Here is a 23711-nt window from a genome sequence, read left to right as displayed (position 1 = left end):
CAGGGCTGGTTGTAGTTCAGGATGGAACTGCGGCCACCGAAGTTGGTGTGCTCGAACAGCTGGACCTGGTAGGTCGGGTAGAAGATCTTGAACCCGCTGGCGACGTCGTGCGGCGCCGTGAAGGGCTCGGTGATGCGGTTGCCGTTGTACAGCGTGACCCGGATGTCAGCCAGCTGATTGGGCAGCGGGACGCCGGTCGGCGGGTTGGCGGTGGAGTAGGCCGAGCCGCCCGACGGGCTGGTGCCGTAGTTGCCGTCGCCGTACAGGTAGAACGAGTACGGGTTGCTCAGGGAGCCGCCCACCACCTGGCTGTAGTAGCCGCTCAGGCTGCGGCTCAGCGAGGCCGTGTCGCCCAGCGGGTCGCCATCGCCGTTGACACCGGTGCGCAGCGCATCGATGAAGTCCTGGCGCGCGGTGATGTTGGTGACGCTGGAACGGTTGTAATCGGCCTGGTTCTGGATGCCGCTGCGCGTCTCGGTGCCGCTGTTGATGGCCGAGCCCTTCGTCGCCCAGTCGGGCGCACGCGACAGCGGGTCGTAGGTGCGCGTGGCGGCGCCCGCCACCGTGCCGGCGGTGGCGATGCTGTAGGTACGCGTGCCGGAGTTCACCGAGTAGTCGGCGGTCCAGGAGGACTCCGAACCGTCGCCGATGTCCCAGGCGGTGTTGCTGGTGGAGCCTATCCACGACGAACCGACCTGGCGGTAGGCCACGCGGGCGAAGTCGGTGTAGTGGCCCACCAGTTCGCCGGTGGCACCCGTCGGGTTGAGCGTCCAGCTGCCGTCGCTGTTGCCGTTCTCGGTCGTGTCGCCCGTCAGGTACTGCGTCGGGTCGCTGGTCACGACGGACAGGATGTCCTTCTGCGCGCCGTCCTTCATCAGCACATACTTGTCGCGCCAGTTGGTGACGTCGATCGCGTAGATGTGCGATGTATTGGTCGGCGTATCCCAGTCCGGCTTGGTCTTGCTCGGGTCGATGGTCGACTGGCCGTTCTTGGTGATGTGGCGCTGGAAGTTCGTGTAGCCCAGCTGGTAGACCGGCTTGTACTGCGTGCTGTTGAGCACGGCCCAACGCTGGCCGTCGTTGAGTGCCGTGAACGGCACGAACCCGGCCTGCCCGTCGGACGCCGTGATGGCCGTGACGGTGCGGTGCTGGCCGGTGATCTTGGCCTGCTCGTCGTCGGTGTTGGTCCAGTCGATCTGGCTGTTGACGTAGTCGCGGCCCTCGATCAACACCTCGCGGAAGGAGTTGGTCTGGGCGTTGTAGTAGCCGATCTGGACCAGCTCCACCTTCATGGTGTCGTAGTACCGGCCCACCGTGACCAGTTCGGTCCCCACCTGCTCGGTGATGGTGGTGGTGTCGTAGCTGATCTCGTTGACGGTGATGGTGCCGGCGTCGACCTTGGTGTAGCCGGTCAGCACTTGCACGCTCTCCTCGACGGTGCGGGTGGTCTGCACCTGCAGCGTGCGCGTGCCGCCCACGGCGGGGTCGGCGTCCAGCGTGACGTCGCCGCCCACCAGCAGCGCCAGGCGGCCGGCGGCGTCCAGCTTGCCCTGGCCGGTGATGGAGACCTGGCCGCCCAGCACGTCGGCAGCCGTCATGCCGGCGGCTTCGAGCTGGCTGCGCGTCAGCGCCAGGTCCACGCCGGCGTGCAGGTCGATGTTGCCGCTGGACGTGATGGCGCCACCGGCGATGTCGATGAGGCGCGCGGCCGACAGCAGCACGCGGCCGCCCGGGCCCTGCGCTTCGACGAGGCCGTTGATCGTGATGTTGGGCGCCGCCAGGTGCACCAGCGCGCCGGCCTTGACGTAGCCCTGGTGGGCCGCGCCGGACTGGCCGTTGTCGGCCGACACGCGCAGGTTGTTGCGCGCCTGCATGAAGACCGTGGAGTTGGCCCCCAGCGCGAACACATGGCTGTCGGCCAGCACAGCCAGGTCGCCACCGGTGATGACGACGGCATTGCCGGCGTTGATCTCGCGCATCACCGTCACGTTGCCGGCGACGGACTGGATGTCCACCAGGCCCACCTTGCCGTGGCCGCCCAGGTCGCCGGCCTGCGCGGCCGTCTGCTCGCCCACGGTACCTTCGACGACGACGCTGCCGATCGCCGCGATGACGATGCTGCCCGCCTCGTCGGTGTCCAGCGAGCCGCCGGACAGGTAGTTGCCGCTGCCGTCGGTGACCTGCCGGTCGACGTAGACGGCGATGCCGCTCTCGTCGGTGCCAGCCACCAGTTCGACGCGGTCGTTGGCGCGCACCAGGCCGCCGGCGAACACCTGCGAGCGCGAGGCCACGGCCACGTCGGCGCCGGTGCCGCGCGCCAGCACGGCGCCGCGCAGGCGGATGTCGCCGTCGGACTGCAGCCGCACCAGCGCCTGGCCGGTTGCGGCGGCGCCGCTCCAGGTGACGACGCCGGAGACGTCGGACTTGCCGGTGATGTCGGCCACGATGCGGCTGGCGGCCGTCATCTCGAAGCCCACGCCGCTGCTGGCCACGCCGGACTGCAGCAGCACGCGGCCGGTGGCCGTCAGCTCGCCGCCGGCGCCTGTGCCGAGGTCGCCCAGCACGATGTCGCGGCGGGCCTGCAGGTCGATGTTGGCGGTGTGGCCCACGAACGGCGCGGTGGCGCTGGTGATGGACACGCGGTCGGTGCCGGCGCGCAGCGCGCCGGCCAGGCGCAGCGTGTCGGCCTGCAGCACGATGTTGCTGTTGTCAGCGCGGCTGTAGAGCTGCGCGTCGGCGCCCAGCGCGATGCGGCCCTGCGCCGAGATCTGCAGCAGCGCATCGGCCTCCAGGATGGCCGCGCGCGTCTGGCCGCCCACGCTGCCGATGTTGACGCCACCGCTGGCGGCCAGCACCAGGCGCTGGCCGCTGCCCAGCGCCGACAGCACCGTGTCGTAGATGTTCAGGTTGGTGCCGGCCGTGGCGCGCAGGGAGCCGGCCAGCGTGACCGTGCCGTGCAGGTTGATGCTGCGCGCGGCGGTGATGGTCAGTTCGTCGTCGTAGCTGGCCGGCGTGGCGACACGGTTGTTGATGACGCCGGCGATGTCGACGTCGCGGCCGCTCAGCGTGATGAGGCCGCCACTGTCGATGCGGCCCGACGTGGCGCCCAGCGTCAGCGTGCCCTGCGTGGCGGTGATCTGCACCGGGCCCAGCTGGCCGGCGCCGCCGCCCACGACGCTGTCGATCAGCACATCGTTCAGGCCGGTCAGCAGCAGGCGGCCGGTGGCGTCCAGCGTCACGAGCTTGCTGGTGCCCAGCGTGTGCAGACTGACCTCGCCGGCGCGCGCGGTGGTGCCGGCGTTGATGATGATGTCGCGCTGGGCCGTGAAGCTGCCGCCCAGCGTCAGCGTGTCGCGCGCGTCGACGGTGATGTCCGAGCCCGCGCCGCGCGCGATGAATTCGCCGCTGAGCAGCGCCGCGCCGGTGGGCGCGAAGCGCATGCTGCCTGACATCGTCTCGATGAGGCTGCTGGCCGTGAACGTGACGGCCGACGTGCCCGCCGCGCTGGTGCCGGCGTACAGCTCGATGGCGCTGTAGGCACGGATGGCGCCAGCGATGGTGATCTCGCCCGACGGCGCACCGGCACGGCCCAGCTTGACGACGGAGCCGGGGTTGGCGGCGTCGATGGCGTATGGGCGGGCCGACGTCACGGCGCCCGCGGTGGCGCTGGTGGACGCGATCTGCGTGAAGCCCAGGCGCTCGGCACCGCCACCGGTCACGGCGGCGATGCTGAACGGGTTGTTGCCGGCCAGCACCAGGCGGCCGTCGTCCAGCAGCACGGTGGGCAGCTTGTCCAGCACGTTCTGCGGCTGGCCCGCGAAGGCCGCGCGGATCGCGTTGATGAGGTCGGTGCGCAGGCTGTCGACGCCCTGGTTGCCGGCGGTGTCGGCCGCGCGCACGGTGACGACGGCCGAGACCAGGATGCCGCTGCCGTCGTTGCCCAGGTTGACGGTCAGCAGGAAGGCGCTGTCGGCCGTCAGGTGGGCGTCGTTGTACTGCGTGAAGCCGTCGGCCGTCAGCACCTCGCGCAGCTGCGTGACCACGGTGCTGCCGTCCGGCTGCTGCACGCTGCTGCCGAACACGTTGACCTTCAGGTTGCCGTCGGCGGACAGCGCGATGGTGCTGTCGTTCTGCCAGGTGTGCAGGCGCACGTTGCCGCCCAGCACCAAGCCGTAGCCGTTGAACGGGTCGGTGGAGTTGGGGTCGAAGCTGGCGGTGCCGCCGCGCACGTCGATCGTGCGGCCGGCCTGGATCTCACGGCCCAGGCGCACCTGGCCGCCGGCCTGGATGCTGACGCTGGAGTTGCCGCCGAAGTTGTGCAGCAGGCTGCCCAGCAGCGCGCCGTCGGGGTCGTAGTGGTCCACCAGCTCGGCGCCGGCCGCCAGCATGCCGTTGACCAGTGCGCCCTGGCGCGACGTGATGGCGATGCGGCCGTCGGCGTCGTTGACGGTGATGCGCGCCCCGCCCGGCATCGCGAAGCCAATACCGTCGCTGCTCATGCCGCCCGCCAGCGTGACGGCGCTGCCGGCGCGGATGGTGACGCCCTGCTCCACCAGCGCGCCGCTGACCGCCTTGACCATGCCGCCCAGCCACAGCTTGCCGTCGGTGCTGATGGACACGCCGAACGGGTCGTCGGACCAGACGTAGTTGTCGACCGGCTTGCCGTCGGCACCCGGCGTCGTCGTGACGACGGCGCCGGAGCGGATGTTGCCCATCAGCGAGACGCTGCCGACGCTGCGGATGTCGATGCCATTGACGCCGGCGGTGCTGGACGCCAGGCCGGCCACGTTCAGGCCCGCCACCGTCGTCATGACGACGGCCTGGCCGTTGTCGTCGGCGCCCGGCAGCCCGGTGGTCTGCAGCGTGACGGCCTTGGCCGCTGACAGCGCGGTGTCGACGAGGATCTGCTGGCCGGCGGTGACGGCGATGGTGGAGTCCGGCCCCAGCCATTCGATGCCGGCGCCGCCGACGATGCCGCCGGCTACCAGCGCGCCGTGCAGTTCCACGTCCTGCGCGCCGGCGATGGTGATGTGGCTGCCGGCCGCCAGCGAGTTCAGCGTGGCGCTGGCGTTGACGTAGACGCTGGTGCCGGCCTGGGCCTTGCCGGCCTCGGGCGCGCCGTGGCCGATCAGCGTGACGTCGCCGTTGATGCGGCCCTCGCCCTGCCAGTAGACCCAGCGGTCGGACTCCAGCACCAGGTCGGAGCCGGCACCCAGCAGGTTGATGTTGCCCTGGATGATGACGTCGCCTTCGGTGCGCATGACGAAGTCGGCGTTGGGCCGCAGCGTCGTCACGGTGCCGGTCAGCAGGAAGCCGGCGCCGCGCTGGCCGAACAGCGGGTGCGGGTCGAGGATGCGCACCTCGTCCACGGTGCCGTCGCCGTTGCCGTCGTAGGCATAGGCCAGGTAGCGCAGCGGCGAGCCGTCGGCGGCGGTGCTGCCGTCGGCGATGACCCAGCGCGTCGTGTTGGCGGTGCCGGCCGAGGCGCTGGTGTAGTCCACGCCCAGCGTGAAGCCGCTGCGCAGCTGCTGGCCGGCGGCGGCGGAGGCCTTGTAGTAGACGGCGCCCTCGTGCAGCTCGAAGCCGGTCTGGTCGCGCACCGCGAACTGCTGGGCGGCCGTCAGGTCGGCGTAGTCGGTGCCGGGCGCCGGGGCGGCCCAGAAGACGTCGTTGATGCGGAAGTCGCCGCCTTCGGTGAAGCTCAGCCGGTAATGGTCGGCCGGCGCGGCGTTGGCATTGACGTAGACGACGCCGCCCCAGCGCGCATAGCCCAGCGTGGTCAGCACGCGGTCCTGCTGCGCCAGCGTGAGCTGCTGGAAGGCCGTGCCCGGCGCGGCGGGCGCGACGCCGCCCCAGTCGAAGCTGGCGGTGTCGAAGTCCTTGCCGGCGCCTTCGGCGAAGTCCGCCACGATGCGCTTGGTGGCATCGGTGGCCGACGCATTGACGAACACCTGCTGGTGCAGCTGCACATAGCCCAGGCTGGCCACGACGACGTCGCGCTGCGCCGGCGTGAGCTGCTCGAACGACGTGCCGGCGGCGGGCTTGCTGGCGCCGCCCCAGTTGATGGTGGCGGTGTCGAAGTCGGCGCCGCCGGCCGTGAAGCCGTGCACCAGCTGCACCGCCGCCGCCGCACCGGCCTTGTAGAAGGTCGGGCCCTGCTCGACGTCGTAGCCCAGTGCATGGGCCACGACGGCCTTCTGCGCGGCCGTCAGGTCGGCGAAGCTGGCGTTGGCAGCCGGTGCGCCGGCGCTGCCCCAGTAGATGTCGGCGTTGCTGTAGTCGGTCAACGTGCCTTCGCTGAAGGTCGTGACCAGCTTCTTGCCGGGGTTGGCGGCGTAGTTGAAGAAGCGGACGGTGTCCTTGGTGGTGTCGAGGTAGCCGGTGACGACGGCGCGCTGCGCGGCCGTCAGGTCCTTGAACGGCACTTCCTCGCCCGGGTGGGTCAGGCGGTCGACGACGCTGCGCTGGTCGGCCGACAGGTCGGCGTAGGCGGTGCCCGCGCTGGGCGCGAACTCGATGATGCCGTCGACCACCGCACGCTGGTCGCTGGTCAGTGCCGCGTACTCGGTGCCCGGGGCCGGCACGCCGGCGGCGCCCCACTGGGCGGCCGTGATGAGCACCGAGAAGTTGCCCGAGAAGGCGGCGATCCAGGTCTCGCGCGGCACGGCCGCGTAGTCCACGGGCATCGCGGCCCACGCATCGCCGGAGATGGCGTTGTAGTCGAAACGGTAGCCCAGCGTGTTGGCAACCACCAGCTTCTGCGCGCCCGTGAGCTGCGCGAACGGCACGTGGCCGGCGGGTGCGGCCACGCCGGCAGCAGCCCAGTCGATCAGCGTGCTGTCGTAGTCGGGCGACACGCCCTGCAGGAAGCCGCTGCGAGGCGCGCTGCCGGCCTTGTAGTAGACCTCGCCGCCCAGCACCGTGTAGCCCAGCTGCGCGGCGACGGCGGCCTGCTGCGCGGGGGTCAGCTGCTCGAACGTCGCGTTGGCGGCCGGCGCGCCGGCGGCGCCCCAGTTGATGGCGGCGGCGTCGTAGCCGACGGCATGGCCTTCGATCAGCGTCAGCGTCGTCGTGTCGGTGCCCGCGTCGTAGCTGCCGGGGCGGAACACGCCGGTCTGCGCGTTGAAGAAGCCGCCGTGGGCATAGCTCAGGTAGCCCAGGCTCTGCGCGACCTGCGCCTTCTGCGCGTCGGACAGCTGCGCAAACGGCGTGTAGTCGGCCAGCGACGTGACCGCCGCGCCGGCGCCCAGCGTGATGCCGGCGCCGCTGATGGCGGCCAGCAGCGCGGGGCTCAGGCCGCCCTGCGCCAACTGGGCCAGCGCGGCCCGCACCAGCACCGGGTCGGAGATGGCAGCCAGCGTGCGGCCGGGCAAGGTGTCGAAGTAGTCGGCGTAGTCGGACGTGACCTCGCCCACATCCAGCGTGGCGGCGTCGGCGCTGACGACGATGCCGGCCATCTGGAGCTCGCCGGCGGAGCGCAGCGTCAGCGTGGAGCCGATGCCGGTCAGCAGCGGCGTCGTGCCGTCGGCGGCGAACGCGGCGCCCACGGCGACGGCCGAGCCGCTCAGCAGGCGGATGCTGCGCGTGGCCGTCAGCTCCACATGGCTGTTGGCGGCCGAGGCCATGACGGCGCCGCCCTCGCGCAGCGTCAACGTCGTGCCGGCGTCGAGGCTGATGCGCGAGCCGGCGCCCTGGCCTTCGATGAAGGTGGCGGCGACGATGGAGCCGCTGGTGTGCACGCTCAGCGTGGCGCCGGCGTCGGTGACGTAGAGGCTGGAGCCCTTGTCGGCCGTGAAGCCGTTGGGGCCGTCGCTGTAGCCGACGATGGCGCCGGTGCCGGTGCTGCCCGTCACGTTGATCGCCAGGCTGCGGTTGGCGATCAGCCAGCCTCCCAGCGCGACCTGCTCGGTCGCGTTGATGACGAGGTCGCGGGCGCGCACGCCGGAGTCCGGCACGCCCAGCGGCGCGTGCACGTTGCGGCTGCGCACGTCCACCGTGTAGGCCTGCAGCTCCAGCGAGGTGCTGGACTGCACGTCGCCGGCGATGACCATGCGGTCGGCCAGCAGCAGCGTGTCGTCCTCGAAGCGGGCCGAGAACGTCTTGTCGAACATCAGCGTGTTCTTGGCGTCGCCCACCGTCATGACGACGCCCGGCGCGCGGTGGCCGAGGGTGACGCGCGAGAAGCCGGTGCGCAGCGCCGACAGGTCGCGCATGCCCAGGTCCATCGTGCCGCTGCTGCCAGCGCCGATGGAGGTGTCGTTGGCAAAGGCCGTCTGGCCGGCGCCGCCGATGCGGTAGCCCTGAACGTCGGCCATCGCGCGGATCAGCAGCGTGCCGCTGCCGCGCACGGTGTCGGTGCCGGCGGCCAGGTCCATGTCGTCGGCGATCAGCGAGATGGACTTGCCCGCGCCGGCGCTGATGAGGCCGCTCTGGTGGGCGAACAGCGCCTCGCGGCCGGCCAGGCGCACGTCGATGGCACCGCCGGCCGTGGCCAGGCCGCCGCCGGCGCGGCCGTCGGCCACGATGGTGAGGTCGTCGGCCTCGCGCACGACGATGTCGGCCAGCGGGCCGGCCGTGGCGCGGTTGAGCACCGACAGCTGACCCAGCTGCGTGTTGAACACGCCGTCCACGCCGGCCGCGCTGACGCTGAACAGCGCCTGCGGCGCCACCAGCTGCGCCTGCGTGATGTCGACAATGCCGGCCGCGTCGATGGACAGCGACGTGGCGCCCCAGGACGCGCCGTTGGCCATGACCAGCGTCGTGCGGACAGCGTTCTGGTCGGTGATCTCGATGCGGTCGACGCTGTCGTTGAAGTCGATGTTGCGGCGGCCGCTGGCGGACGTCAGCACCAGCGCGTGGTCGTTCAGCTGGATGGGCTGCGTGCTGGCGATGGGTGAAATGACGACGCGGTCGAAGCCGGCGCCGCCGTCGACCTTCAGCGTGCCGCCACCGCTGACGAGGAAGGTGTCGTTGCCGGCGCCGCCGTCGATGGTGTTGGTGCCGGTGGTGATGGTGAAGGTGTCATCGCCGCCATTGCCCCAGATGCGGTTGTCGCCGCCACCCATGTCGACGAACTCGGCGCCGTCGCCGCCGATGAAGGTGTCGTTGCCGGAGCCGCCGTAGAAGTGGATGCCGTTGACGCTGCCGCCGACGAACTTGTTCTTGCCGTTGCCGCCGCGGATGACGCTGGACGGCGCGCCGCCCAGGATCATGAAGTTGTTGTTGCCGGCACCCAGGTCGATCTGCAGGTCAGCCTTGATGTCGGGGCCGATGTAGACGAAGTCGTTGCCCGAGCCGCCGTTGGCGACGATGCGCTTGACCTGGCTGGCCGCATAGGTGCGCGTCTGGCCCAGCGACTGCACGGTGATGGTCTGGCCGTCCTGGTCGACGTTGAACGACTCGTTGGTCGTGTCGTCGTACAGCTTGCCGCTGCCGTAGCGGCCGGACTGGTCGCCCATGTGCAGGTACAGCGTGCCGTCGGCGGCCAGGTGGGAGATGTCCGGCGGCGCGCCAAAGCTCCACAGGTAGCTGCCCGACACGGTGATGCCCATGACGGTGGCCTGCGCCGCGAGGTAGGCGCTGGCCGGCGTGATGTCGATCTCGCCGCGGAAGCCGGCGATCGTGAAGTCGATGCTGAACAGGCCGAAGTCCAGCTCGAAGTCCAGCGAGCCCCAGGCCGACGCGGCGAAGCGCGGGCGGCTGGACAGCAGCATGCTGATGCCGGCTTCCAGGTGCAGCGGGCCGAGGTGGATGTTCAGTGTCGACGTGCCGCGGATCTCGAACTGGCCGTCACTGCTGACGAAGCCGCCGACCTCGACGGTCAACGCGTTGAAGAAGTTCAGCCGGCCGTTGAACTCCAGCTTGAAGACGTCGTTGACGATGCTGACGCGGCCGCCGAAGTCGATGTCGAAGGCCAGCAGCTTGATGCGGCCGCTGAGGCCCAGGTCGAACAGCGTGTTGCCGGCGATGGTGTGGCCGGACAGCGTCGTGTAGGCGCTGCTGCTGGTGTTGATCTGCAGCAGCGCGTCGGCCTTGACGTTCAGCACCGAGATGCCGAACTCCAGGCGCGTCTGCACGCGCAGCGCGAAGAACGGGTTGTTGCCGGAATCGGTGCCGAAGGCCGCGTCCAGCGCGAAGGCCATCTCGCCGAAGTCGCCCAGGTCCAGCGTGACGTTGCCGCTGGCCTGCAGGCCGCGCTGGTCGATCAGCAGGTCCATGCCGCCTTCCAGCGAGATGGGGCCGACGTTGATGGACGCCGCGCCGCTCAACCGCAGCATCTGCGGCTGCAGCGTGACGATGACGGGCTGGCCCTGCGCGTTGTAGACGTTGCCGCTGGCGTCGCGGCCGCGCACCTGCTGGCTCTGCGTCGTCGTGTTGATCTGCAGCAGGAAGCGGCCGGTGACGTCGAAGACGCCGCCGCCGTCGATGATCTTGGACTCGGCGCCGCTGCCGCCCACTTCCAGGCTGCCGTAGATGCCGCCGGCGACGATGCCCAGCGTGCCGGTGACGGACAGCGGCTCCAGGATGGGCAGGTCCAGCACGGCGGACACGGCCAGCTCGACGCCGCTCGTCGAGATGATGACGCTGAAGTCGCCGCGCAGGTCCAGCAGCCCGCCCAGCAGCTCCAGCGAGCCGTTGCCCGTCAGCGCCATGTAGGGGCCGGTCCAGTTGGGCTTGCCCGGCGGCGTGGCGGCGATCGTGTAGACCGGGAAGTCGACCTTGTCGAGGAACTCGTCCGGCACCTCGTAGACGATCTCCTGGCCGAAGCTGTTCATCGTCAGCTCAAGCTCGGCATGGATCTTGGCCACGGGGCCCAGGTCCAGGTTGCTTTCGAGCTGCAGCCGCATCGCGATGCCGTTGCGGATGACCAGCAGGCCGGTCGCGTGCGTCGTGAACAGCGGCGCGCTGGACGGGCCCACGCGGGCCTGCACGTCGACGAACACCGAGATGCCCTGCGACGCGCTGGCGCGCACGTCGAACACGCCGGTCATGTTGACCAGGCCGAACACGTCCAGCTCGGCATGTCCTGCCAGGCGGAGGAACTGCTCGTTGTAGAGCAGCACGATGGGCTTGTCGGGGTTGCCGGTCTCGATGGCGTAGCCCGGCGAGATGACGCCCTGGCTGTTCTTCCAGCTGGCGCGCGAGAAGTCGATGACGGTGAAGTTGCCCGTCAGGCTGACGCCGCCGCCCAGCGTGACGGCGCCCGACGCGCTGTCCTGCGTGAACTGCGACGTGCCGATCTGGATGCGCACGCCGGTGTTCAGCTCCAGCTTCAGGTCCTGCGCACGGAAGGTCACGTCGGGCACGCCGACGAGGCCGATGCTGGTGACCTTGGCGTTGGCCGCCAGGTACACGCCCACCGACGCGCCTTGCGCCGTGATGACCAGTTCCTTGGCGACGATGAGGCCGACGTCCAAGTCTTGAATGGCGAAGCCCACGGCCGACGTGTCGGGGCTGTCGGCCTCGTTGATGCGGCCGTCGTGGTTGCTGTCGCGCCAGTAGCCGCCGACGCCGATGAAGCCGTAGCCGTCGTTGATGCCGATGGCCAGCGTCGTGACGGTGGTTTCCTCGCCGTTGTCCAGCGTCACGCGCTCGGAGCCGCGCTTGGTGAACGCCATCGACGCCGAGATCTGCACGAAGCCGGCCAGGTTGATGGCGGCGTAGCCGACCTTGGCCTGCACCAGGTCGCCGGTGAAGTCGATGAAGACCGTGTTGCCACCACCGGCCGGCAGCGCGAAGCCGTGCGCGTTGAGCTTGCCGTCGCGGTTGCTGTCTTCACCCGTGTCCAGCACGCCGTTGCCGTTCTTGTCCTCGGTGTAGTCCTTGAACGACGGGCTGAGCTGGTAGTTGATGGCCGGCGGACCGAACAGCTGGATGGCCGCCTGCACCGGCGCGGGCAGCGACGGCACGTAGAAGGTGTTGATGTTGACTTCGACGTCCTCGGCCCGCACGTCCAGCAGGTTGCGGTCGATGCCCACCAGGCCGGCGTAGCCCACGGCAGCCTTGGCCGTCACGAAGCGCGGCGAGTACTGCTCCAGGCCGGGGATGAACTTGCCGATGGCCGGCGTCATGATGGCCAGGCCGAAGTCGACGTCGTCCAGCACGAGGCCGACCGCGCCGTCGTTGATCTTGTCGGGCAGGCCGTCGTTGTTGGCGTCGGGGCCGTAGCGGTAGGGGCCGCCCACGCCGGCGAAGCCGGTCAGGTGCGAGCCGCCCAGCGTCATCGCCGAGACCTGCAGCGGCAGGCTGTCGCCGTTGACGCCCAGGCTCTCCAGCAGCGGGCGCAGGCCGCCCATGTCGACGGCGACGTTGAAGACGTCGCCCTGGCGGAAGGCCAGCGAGCCGCGCAGGAACAGGAAGTCGGCGACGGCGATCTCGGCCAGGCCGATGTCGATGCCGATGAGGTCGTTGCCGCGCAGCGTCAGGCGCACCGGCGTGCCGCCGGTCTTGATCTCGTAGCCGACGCGCGTCACGCCGCCGCTGTCGACGGTGCGGATGCTGGAGTAGTCCGCCGTCGAGCGCATGACACCGCCGAACAGCTTGCCGCCGTTCTGCACTTCCAGCGTCACGTTGGTGGCGCGGATGGTCAGCACGTCGCCGAAGCCGTAGGTGCCGATCTGGTCGGCATGCAGCTGCAGCGACAGGAAGTTCTGCGCGTTGAAGAAGCTCGGCAGGTCGGCCTTGTAGTAGCCCAGGCCCAGGTCGACGTTCTGCAGGCCGAAGCCGATCAGGCCGCTCTGGTCGGACAGCGGCCGGCTGAAGTCGGGGTCGCCGACGCCGATGAAGACGTCCACGTCCGCCGCGCCGAAGCTCAGCCCCTTGAAGGTGACGTTGGACAGCCTTGAATAGTCGCTGGACAGGCCGCCGATGGCCTTCAGGCCGTTCAGGATGGTGGTCGCGGTGCCGGCCGGCAGCAGCTTCTCGATCAGCGACAGCTCGGCCGGCAGGCCGGTGTACATGTCGGCGGTGAAGGTCTCGCCGAGGTTGAGCTTGAAGTCGCCGTGGATGTGGACGAAGTTGCCGATGTTCAGGCTCAGGTCCGGCAGCTCGATGGAGCCGAACAGCGTCAGGCCCAGGCTGGGATCGAAGCCGATGGACAGCTCCAGGTTCTTCAGGAACCCGAGCGCGCCGTCCAGGAAGTCGAAGCCCGGCAGCTTGTCCGGCAGGAAGCTGGTGAGCTTCTTCAGGCTGATGGTCGGGATCAGCAGGCCGGTGGACGGCAGCTCGAAGTCGAAGTCGAAGCTGGTGCTGATCGAGAACAGGTCGAACAGCCCCAGCGTCGCCGTCATCGCGATGCGCAGCGAGTTGCTGTCGAAGTCCAGCTTGAAGGCCTCGGCGTCGCTGCCGATGGGAATGGCCAGGCCGCCGCCGGGCAGCTTGCTGAAGTCCACGTACGCGCTGGGCACCGGGTACTTGCCCAGGAACGCGCCGTTGAAGCCCAGCTTGACGTCGGTGGCCTGCAGCGTCAGGTAGGGGTCGGTGCCCACCAGGCCCGCCAGACCGGCACTGGCCGTCAGCGCGTAGAACTTGCCCGGCAGCATGACGCCGGCGCCCGGCGTGGGCGTCAGCATCGCCAGCGCGAAGTCCAGGCTGTCGATGGCGAAGCCGATGGCGTCGTCGTTGGGCGTGTCGCTGGCGTCGATGACGCCGTCGCCATTGGTGTCGCGGCGGTAGGGGCCGTTGATGCCGGCGAAGGCGTTGACGTTCTTGCCCGCGACCACCAGCACCTCGGCCGGGATGTCGATGTTCAGGCCGACGGCGTTGAAGTTGACGTCGTCGACGGTCTGCTTCTGGAACGTGAAGCCGCCCGACAGGCTGACGATGCCGGCCACGCTGGCACGCGCCTGGCCCACCGTAGCGCTGACGACGCGGTTGGCGGCGTTCAGCGTGATGGGGCTGCCGCCGGTGGCGATGGCGTGGCCGCCGCCGGCCGCGAAGTCGACGATGTACAGCGGGTTGCTGCTGGTGTTGACATCGACCAGCGCGTCGTTCAGCGAAAACTCGATGAACTGGTCGAAGCCGACGAAGGCTATCTGCGCGGCCGACGCCTTCAGCGCCGTGAACTTGGTGCCGGCGACGACGTTGGTCGCCGGGTTCAGCACATCGGGCAGCGCCTTGTACAGGCCCAGCGCGAAGTCGAAGTCGTTGATGACCAGGCCGATGGCGTTCGGGTCGGTGCCGTTGCCACCGCCCACGCCGACGAAGGCATGCACATCGCTGGCGCCGATCTCGATGGCGCGCATCTTCACGTCGGGGATGCTGACGCCCAGCGGGCCCTTGACGGTCAAGCGGGTGTCGTCGGCCTTGCGGAACGCGAAGTTGCCGTCGATGTGGACGAACTGGCTGATGGTCAGCCGCGCATCGGTCAGGCTGGCGGCGATGACGTTGCCGGACATGTCCAGCACGACCGGTGCGCCGCCGGTGGGCACGTTGAAGCCGGTGCTGCCGCCAGCGGTGAAATTGATCGGCCGCGCGACGCCGCTGGCCGTGTTGACCTCGATGTCCACGCCGCCCGCGGACAGCTCGAAGTCCTTGGCATCGAAGCCGTAGACGCCGATGGCATCGGCATGGGCCTTCAGCGCGGTGTACTTGATGCCGCCGGCGTTGGCCATCAGCAGGCCCAGGTCCACGCCCTGCACGCCCAGGCCGTAGAGCTGGCCGGCCTGGTCCTGGAAGCGCTTCGTGCGGTCCAGGCCGCCGTCGGCGTAGCCGACGAAGATGTCCACGTTGCTGGCGCCGACCGTGAAGCCGCGGGCGTTCAGGATGGGCAGGCCCAGCGTGTTGCGCAGGCCCGTGAAGCTGGCCTTCTGGAACGCGAAGCTGCCCTGGATGAGGACGAAGTCGGAGATCGCCAGCGTGGCCTGCGCGGCCGACAGCATCAGCCGCTCGCCGGAGAAGTTCAGCGTGACCGGGTCAGCGCCGGTGGGCAGGTCCAGCGCGCGGCTGCCGGCGAAGTTCAGCGGCGTGATGACGCCACCGGCGCCCGGCGTCGCGCTGTTGTATTCGATGTGGACGTCGCTGGCGCTCAGCGTGAAGTCGTTGGCGTCGATGCCGTAGACGGCCACGTTGCTCGCGTCGGCGCGCAGCGCGCGGTAGGTCTTGCCGGCCTGGTCGCGGACATTCAGGAAGCCGAAGCTCAGGCCCTGCACGCCGAAGCCGTACAGGCTGCCGGACTGGTCGGCGAAGGACTTGCTCGGGTCGATGCCGCCGTCCGCGTAGCCGACGAAGGCGTCGATGCCGCTGCCGGCGATGCTGAAGCCCTTGGCGCCCAGCACCGGCACGAGGCCGTTGCCGGCGCGCAGCGTGTTGCCGAAGTCCGCCTTCTGGAAGCCGATGGCGCCGCGGAAGTACAGGAAGTCCGAGACCTTGAGCACCGCCTCGCGGGCGAACACGCCGATGCGGTCGCCGCCACGGAAGTCCAGCGCGATGGCGCCCGTGGAACCCAGCGCCAGGCCGCCGGCGCCGAAGCTGCGCACGAAGTCGATGCTGCGGCCCTGCGCGTCGGCGCGGTTGATCTCCAGCTGCAGGTCGCTGGCGCTGAGCTCGAAGTCGTTGGGGTCGAAGCCGTACAGCGCCACGCGCGCCAGGTTGGCCTTGGCGGCCGTGTACGACTGGCCGCCTGCCTTGGCGATGAGGAGGCCGAAGTCGGCGCTGCTGACGCCGAAGCCGTAGAGGTTGCTGGCCTGCTGGTCGGGCGTCTTGCTGGTGTCGAAGCCGCCGTCCGCGTAGCCGACGAAGACGCTGACGCCCTGCCCCGTGATGGCCAGCATGGACGTGGCCGTGACCTGCTGCGGCACGCCCGTGGCGGTGGCCAGCGTGAGGGGCGCCGTCGGGCTGTACTTCTCGAAGCCGATGCGGCCCGACAGGTAGGCGAAGTCGAACAGCTGCAGCGTGATGTCGCCTTCGACGCGCACCAGCTCGCCGGCGGCGCCGTCGATGGCTATGTCCACCGTCTGGCCGGGACCGATCAGCACGGTCAGCGGCGCGGCGGAGAAGTCGATGACGCGGTCGTTGGCGCGGCTGGCCTGGTTCAGCTCGACGGTCAGGTTGCGGATCGTCGGCAGCAGGTCCGACAGGCCCACGAAGCCGGCCGACGTCGCGTTGGCCTGCAGCGCCGTCCACTTGCGGCCCGGCTCCGCCTGCGAGCTGACCAGCGCCAGCGCGAGGTCGATGCCGGCGATCTGCAGGCCGGCCGCATCGCCCGTGCCGCCGTTGACGCCGGCGAACACGGTGACGTTGTCCATGCCGAAGGTCAGCACGTCGACGGCCAGGCTCTGCGCCGGCAGCGTGCGCGTGGCGGCCAGCGTCACGGTGGTGCTGCGCTTCTCGACGGCGAAGCCGCCGCTGACCTGCACGAAGCCGAAGGCGTCCAGCGTCAGGTTGCCGGTGGCCGTCAGCATCGGGCCGTTGGCGCCCGGCATGTCGAACGTGATGCCGCTGGCCGGGCCGGTGGCGACGGTCATGGCCGTGGCGCCCGAAGCGTAGTCGATGACAGCCGGCTTGGCGCCGGCGGGCACGACCTGACCGGCGCGGTTGATCTGCACCTTGAGGTCGTTGGCCTGGATGGTCAGGCCGTCGGGCATGCCGACCAGCGCAACCTGCTGGGCCGTGGCTTCCAGCGACGTCCACTTGCGCGCCGCGCCGCCGACCTCGGTGACCAGCGCCACGCCGAAGTTGGCGCCCGTCATCTCCAGGCCGATCTGGTCGGCCGTGCCGCCGTTGACGCCGGCGAAGGCGCGCACGTTGCTGGCGCCGATGGTCAGCAGCCGCGCGTTGACGGTGGCGGGAGCGGCGGTCTGCACGCCCTGCGCGTTCGTGGCGGCGGACAGCGTGACGGCCTGGTCGCGCTGTTCGATGGCGAAGCCGCCGCTGACCTGGAAGAAGCCGAACGCGTCCAGCGTCAGCGTGCCGCTGGCCTTCAGCACCTTGCCTTCGCTGCCCGCCATGTCCAGCGTCAGCGTATTGCCGGGGCCGGTGGCGACGACGAGGTTCTGTGCCGCGTAATCGACGACCTTGTCGTTGAGGGTCTTGGCCTGGTTGATGCGCAGCACCAGGTCGTTGCCGGTCAGCGTGAAGCCGTCGATGCCCACCAGCGCGACGCTGCCGGCCGTGGCCTGCAGGCTGGTCCAGCTGCGCGCCGGCGTGGCCTTGCTGCTCTGCAGCGCCAGCGCGAATTCGAGGTTGGTCAGCTGCAGGCCCGTGCCACCCGACGCGCCGGCGAAGCCGTTGATGCCGGCGCCGCCGATGGTCATCAGCCGCGTCTGCACCGTGGAGCCGTCGGCCAGCACCACCGACGAGTCCTTGCTCTCGATGGCAAAGCCGCCGCTGACCTGCACGAAGCCGAACGCGTCGAGCTGCAGGTTGCCGCTGGCCTTCAGCACCTTGCCTTCGCTGCCGGCCAGCGTCAGCGTCAACGTGTCGCTGGTGCCGGTGGCGACGGTCAGGTTCTGCGCCGCGTAGTCGGCGACGCTGTCGTTGAGCTGCTTGGCCTGGTTGACCTGGATGGCCAGGTTGTTGCCCGCCAGCGTCAGACCGTCGATGCCCACCAGCGCCACGCTGCCGACGCTGGCCTGCAGCGTCGTCCAGCCCCGTGCGGGCGCGGCCTTGCTGGACTGCAGCGCCAGTGCGAACTCGGCACCGGTCAATTCCAGGCCCACGCGATCGGCCGAGGCGCCGTTGTTGCCGGCGAAGCCGGCGATGTTGCTGCCGCCCACCGTCAGCAGGCGGGTCTGCACGGTCGTGCCGTCCGCCAGCACGACGGACGAATCCTTGCTCTCGATGGCGAAGCTGCCCGACAGCTGCACGAAGCCGAACGCGTCCAGCGCCAGCGTGCCGCTGGCCTTGAGCATGCGGCCGTCGGCGCCGGCCATGTCCAGCGTCAGCGTGTCGGCCGGGCCGGTCGCCACGACGAGGTTCTGCGCCGCGTAGTCGGCCACCGGGTCGGCAAGCAGCGCGGCCTGGTTGAGCTTGATGGACAGGTTGCTGCCCGCCAGCGTCAGCCCGTCGATGCCCACCAGCGCAACGCTGGCGACGTTGGCCTGCAGGCTGGTCCAGCTCTTGGCCGGCGTGGCCTTGCTGCTCTGCATCGCCAGGCCGAACTCGGCGCCGGTCAGCGTCAGGCCCAGGCGGTCGGCAGAGTTGCCGTTGTTGCCGGCGAAGCCGTTGATGTTGCTGCCGCCCACCGTCAGCAGGCGGGTCTGCACCGTCGTGCCATCGGCCAGCACCAGCGACGAATCCTTGCTCTCGATGGCGAACCCGCCGGACAGCTGCACGAAGCCGAAGGCATCGAGTTGCAGGTTGCCGCTGGCCTTGAGGATCTTGCCGTCTGAGCCGGCCATGTCCAGCGTCAGCGTGTTGCCGGGGCCGGTCGTGACGACGAGGTTTTGGGCCGCGTAGTCCGCGACCGCGTCGTTGAGCTGCTTGGCCTGGTTGACCTGGATGCTGAGGTTGGTGCCGGCCAGCGTCAGGCCATTGATACCGACGAGTGCCACGCTGCCGACCGATGCCTGCAGGCTGGTCCAGCTGCGGGCCGGCGCGGCCTTGCTGGACTGCAGTGCGAGCGCGAACTCGGCGTTGGTCAGCTCCAGGCCGAGCCGGTCGGCCGAGTTGCCGTTGTTGCCCGCGAAGCCGTTGATGCCCGAGCCGCCAACGGTCAGCAAGCGCGTCTGCACGACCTCGCCGCCCGCCAGCGTGACCGAGGCGTCTTTGCTCTCGATGGCAAAGCCGCCCGACAGCTGCACGAAGCCGAAGGCGTCGAGCGCCAGGTTGCCGCTGGCCTTGAGGATCCTGCCCTCGCTGCCCGCCATGTCCAGCGTCAGCGTATTGCCAGGGCCCGTCGCGACGACAAGGTTCTGCGCCGCGTAGTCGGCGACGGCGTCGTTGAGCTGCTTGGCCTGGTTGACCTGAATACTCAGGTTCGTGCCCGCCAGCGTCAGCCCGTTGATGCCGACGAGTGCCACGCTGCCGACCGACGCCTGCAGGCTGGTCCAGCTGCGGGCCGGCGCGGCCTTGCTGGACTGCAGCGCGAGCGCGAACTCGGCGTTGGTCAGCTCCAGGCCCAGGCGGTCGGCCGAGTTGCCGTTGTTGCCGGCAAAGCCGTTGATGCCGGCGCCGCCCACGGTCAGCAGGCGGGTCTGAACAACCTCACCGCCGGCCAGCGTGACCGAGGCATCCTTGCTCTCGATGGCGAACGCGCCACTGAGCTGCACGAAGCCGAAGGCATCCAGCGCCAGGTTGCCACTGGCCTTGAGGATCTGGCCTTCGGCGCCGGACAGGTCCAGCGTACGGCTGCCGGACGGGCCGGTGGCGATGACGAGGTTCTGCGCCGCGTAGTCGACGACCTTGTCGCCCACCTGCCTGGCCTGGTTCAGCTGCAGGCTCAGGTTGGTGCCGGACAGCGTCAGGCCGCTGATGCCCACCAGGCCCACGCTGGCGACGTTGGCCTGCAGCGTCGTCCAGCTGCGCGCCGGCGTGGCGGTGGACGACTGCAGCGCCAGCGCGAAGTCGGCGCCGGTCAGTTCCAGGCCCAGGCGGTCGGCCGAGTTGCCGTTGTTGCCGGCGAAGCCATTGATGCCGCTGCCGCCGATGGCCAGCAGACGCGTCGTGACGGCGCTGCCGTCAGCCAGCACGACGGACGAATCCTTGCTCTCCAGCGCGAAGCTGCCGCCCAGCTGCACGAAGCCGAAGGCGTCCAGCGACAGCACACCGCTGGCCTTCAGCACGCGACCGTCGGCGCCGCTCATGTCCAGCGTCAGCGTGTTGCCGGGCGCCGTCGCGACGACGAGGTTCTGCGCCGCGTAGTCGGCCACGCGGTCGCCAGCCTGGCGGGCCTGGTTGAGCTTGAGCGCGAGGTTGCTGCCGGCCAGCGTCAAGCCGTTGATGCCCGCCAGCGCGACGCTGTCGACGCTGGCCTGCAGGCTGGTCCAGCTGCGCGCAGCGTTGGCCTTGTCGCTCTGCAACGCCAGCGCGAATTCGGCGCCGGTCAGCGTCAGGCCGACGCGATCGGCCGAGTTGCCGTTGTTGCCGGCAAAGCCGCTGATGCCGGCGCCGCCGACGGTCAGCAGCCGGGTGTTGACGGTGGAGCCGTCGGCCAGCTTGAGCGTGGCGTCCTGGCTCTCCAGCGTGAAGCCGCCGCCGAGCTGCACGAAGCCGAAGGCGTCCAGCGCCAGCGTGCCGCTGGCGCGCAACGTCTCGCCGGCGCTGCCGGCCAGGGCCAGCGTGCGCGACGTTCCGCTGCCGGTGGCAACGGCGAGGCTGCGGGCCGCATAGTCGACGACCTTGTCGCCCGCCTGGCTGGCCTGGTTGATGGCCACCGACAGGTTGCTGCCCGACAGCGTCAGCCCGCTGACGCCCACCAGCGCGACGCTGGCGACGTTGGCATCCAGGCTGGTCCAGCTGCGGGTCGGGCTGGCCTTGCTGCTCTGCAGCGCGAGGCCGAAGTCGAGGTTGGTGAGCGTCAAGCCGATGCGGTCGGCCGACGCGCCGTTGTTGCCGGCAAAGCCGCCGAGACCGGTGCCGCCGATGGCCAGCAGGCGCGTCGCCACGGTGCTGCCGTCGGCCAGTTGGACGCTGTCGTCGCGGCGCTCGATGGCCAGGCTGCCGCTGGCACTGAAGAAGTCGAACACGCCCAGCGACAGCGTGCCGCTGGCGCGCAGCAGCTCACCGGCGCTGCCCGGCATGTTGAGCGTGATGCTGGTGCTGCTGCCGGTGGCCACGGCCAGCGCGGTGGCGCCGTAGTCGACGACCTTGTCGCTGAGCACGGTGGCCTGGTTCAGACTGACGGCCAGGTTGCTGCCGGTCAGCGTCACGCCATCCACGCCGATGAGGCCCACCGAGCCAGCCGTGGCCTGAAGGCTGGTCCAGCTGCGCGCGGCGTTGTTACGGTCGGCGAACATCGCCAGCGCGACATCCAGGCCGGTCAGGTTCAGGCCCATCGCGCTGGCCTGGCCGGCGTTCATGCCGGCGAAGCCCGTGATGCCGGCGGCGCCCACGGTCAGCATGCGGGTCTGCACGACCTCGCCGCCATCCAGCGTGACGGTCTGGTCGCTGCGCGTGACGGCCAGGCTGCCGGTCAGCCGCACGAATTCGTAGAGGTCGAAGGTCAGCGTGCCGGCGGCCTGCATCAGGCGGCCACGCGCGCCGTCCATGTTCAGCGTGATCGGCGTGGCGCCGGTGGGCACGCTGAGCGCGGTGCGACCGGCGGCGTAGTCCACCACCGCATCGGCCGCGTTGCGGGCGGTGTTGATGCTGACCGACAGGTTGCTGCCGCTCAGCGTGACGCCGGGCAGGCCGTTCAGGCCGACTGACGTGGCGCTGGCCTGCAGGCTGGTCCAGCTGCGCGTGGCGTCGTTGCGCACGCTCATCAGTGCCAGTGCAAAGTCCACACCGACCAGCGCGAGGCCCGGGCCGCCGGGGATGCCGGCGTTGGCCGTCAACCCGTGGGCGCCCAGCAGCAGGCGGTCGACGGTGACGCCGGCAGTCGCCTCGTTGACGCCGGCAGTCGTCACGTTGTCGGCGGCCAGCAGCACGGTGGCGCTGCTGCGCTCGAAGGCCAGGTTGCCGGTGGCGTTGAAGAACTCGCCGATGGTCAGGTTCGCGCCGGTCAGGCTGACCTGCTGCAGGCCCGCGCCGAAGTCGCTGCCGAAGGTGTAGCTGGCGTTGCCCACCGACAGCGCGCGGCCGCTGGCGTCGGCGCCGCTGGCATTCCAGCGCAGCGCGACCGCACTGGCGCTGGCCGACACGTCGCTGCCCAGCTGCAGGAACGGCGACCCGCTGGACTCCACCAGCTCCACGCCGCCGCCTGCCGCGCTCATCGCGATGGCGACGTTGGCGCCGGTGACGCCGGCCTTGAAGCTGCCCGCCACCAGCTGCACGCTGGCATTGGCCGCAATGATGGCCATGCCGCCGGTGTTGGCGTCGCGGCCGAACGCGTAGTCGCCGCTGAGGCTGAAGGTGTCGGCGATGGTGGCGCTCAGGCCGCGGATGTCGACGGCCGGCGTGCTGCTGGTCGGCATCGTGCCGAAGGTGTGGCTGACGGCACCGGCCGTCAGCACGCGGCCGGTCTGGTCGGCGCCGGTCAGGTTCAGGCGCAGCAGCGCAGACGTGGCCGACACGTTGGCGAAGCCGCCCCCCGACAGATAGAAGCCGCCACTGGCTTCCAGCGCAAGGCCACTGCCGGCCGTCATGACGGCGCCGAAGCCGGCGTCGGTGACGCCGGCCGCGAAGCTGCCGGTCGTCAGCCGCGCCTCGATGTGCTCGCCCACGGCCGTCAGCGAGCCGGCCGACACGGCCAGCCCGACGGTGCCGCTCAGCGTCACGGGGCCGTAGCTGAACACGCCGCCGCCGCTCATGGACGCGAAGTCCCCGAGCGCGCCGTCGCCGTCGAACGTGAACGTGGTGCCGTCCACCAGCAGGCTCTGCGCCTGCGCGGACAGGTTGATGCCGGCGTGGTTGGCCTGGCCGTTCAGCTGACCCAGGCCCAGGCTGAATTCCAGCGACAGGCTGCTGGCCGCCAGCGTCAGGCCGCCCGCGCCCTGCAGCGCGATGTTGCCCGCCGTGCCCTCGGCCAGCAGCCAGCCGGCGGCGTTGGCACCCTGGCCGTCCAGGATGACGACGGCTGCGTCGATGGCGCCGAACGTCAGGCCGGGCTTGCTGGAGTCGTTGGCATCCAGGCCCAGGTAGCCGCCGCCGTTGGCCAGACCGATCTTCCAGACGTCGTAGGCGTGCGTGCCGCTGCCGTCGCTGAATGTCAGGCCCTGCGTGTAGCTGGCCGCCAGCGAGCCGGACAGCTTGACGCCCTGGCCCAGGTCCAGCGACGCATTGGCAATCGTGAAGCCGACGTTGCGCGCGAAATAACTCGCGTTGAACCACTCGCCTGCCTGGTCGGCCAGCGCCTGGCCCTGCGCGCCAGCGGCGCCGTACAGCAGGTTGACGGCGAAGGCGCTGGGCGCGTCCAGCCGGTGGGCCACGAGCTTGAGCTCGTGCGCCGCCGTGTCGTGCTGGATCTCGAAGAACAGCCCGTTGCCGACGCTGACCAGGCCCTCACCCTCGGCAAACCTGCCGGTCAGCGTCGTGCCGTAGGACAGGAAGGTGTAGATCTGACCGTCAGCGGGCGTGGCGCCATTGATGAGGCTGACCTTCAGCGTCCCGTCCAGCGACACGGCGCCGGACACGTTGAGGCGATCCGATCCCGTGCTGTCGATCTCGACCTCGAAGACGTCGCTGGACGCGAGCGTCAGGTCGCTGGCGGGTGTCGTCGTGACCGCCTGCGAGCCGCCCGGGGCGATGACGGCCAGCGCATGCATCGTCGGGCCGCTGCTGCTGACGCTGAACTCGGCCGGGTCGTTGGCGGCCTGGTCCAGCATGACCGTGCCGGCCATGAAGCCGCTGGCCGTCTGCGCATGCCCGATGTCGAAGGCGCGCGCATCGACGGCGAAGGTCTGATTGCCCTCAGGCGACGGTTCGGATGGAGGCGTCCACTGCTGCCAGCCGTCCGGCAGGCTGGCATGCGGCACCTGGCCCGGATGCTGGGCGAGCGCGTCGGCCGGGTCGTAGGCACCGTCGACGGACGTCGCGTAGGGGTCTGCCGGCTGCATGACGACGGCATGCGCTGCACCGAGCACCGGATCGGCCGACAGCAGCACGCGCGGCTCCAGCACCTCCAGCTTGTAGGCATCTCGCATCGCGCGCGCCAGGCGCGCCAGACCGCTCAC

General features: G+C 70.2%; 1 protein-coding gene (running past one end of the window). It reads right to left on the bottom strand.

The window, feature by feature from the left end; translation table 11 throughout:
* Positions 1-23711, bottom strand: partial view of an LEPR-XLL domain-containing protein gene (locus tag ACG04Q_RS13395; RefSeq protein ID WP_394511435.1) — the 5' portion only. It extends 15334 nt beyond the left edge of the window; the window shows 23711 of its 39045 coding nt (coding positions 1-23711); it begins with the start codon at positions 23709-23711; its stop codon lies beyond the left edge, outside the window.

The sequence above is a fragment of the Pelomonas lactea genome (assembly GCF_043555885.1).
Classification (GTDB): domain Bacteria; phylum Pseudomonadota; class Gammaproteobacteria; order Burkholderiales; family Burkholderiaceae_C; genus Pelomonas; species Pelomonas lactea.
This window is presented reverse-complemented; position numbering and strand designations above follow the sequence as displayed.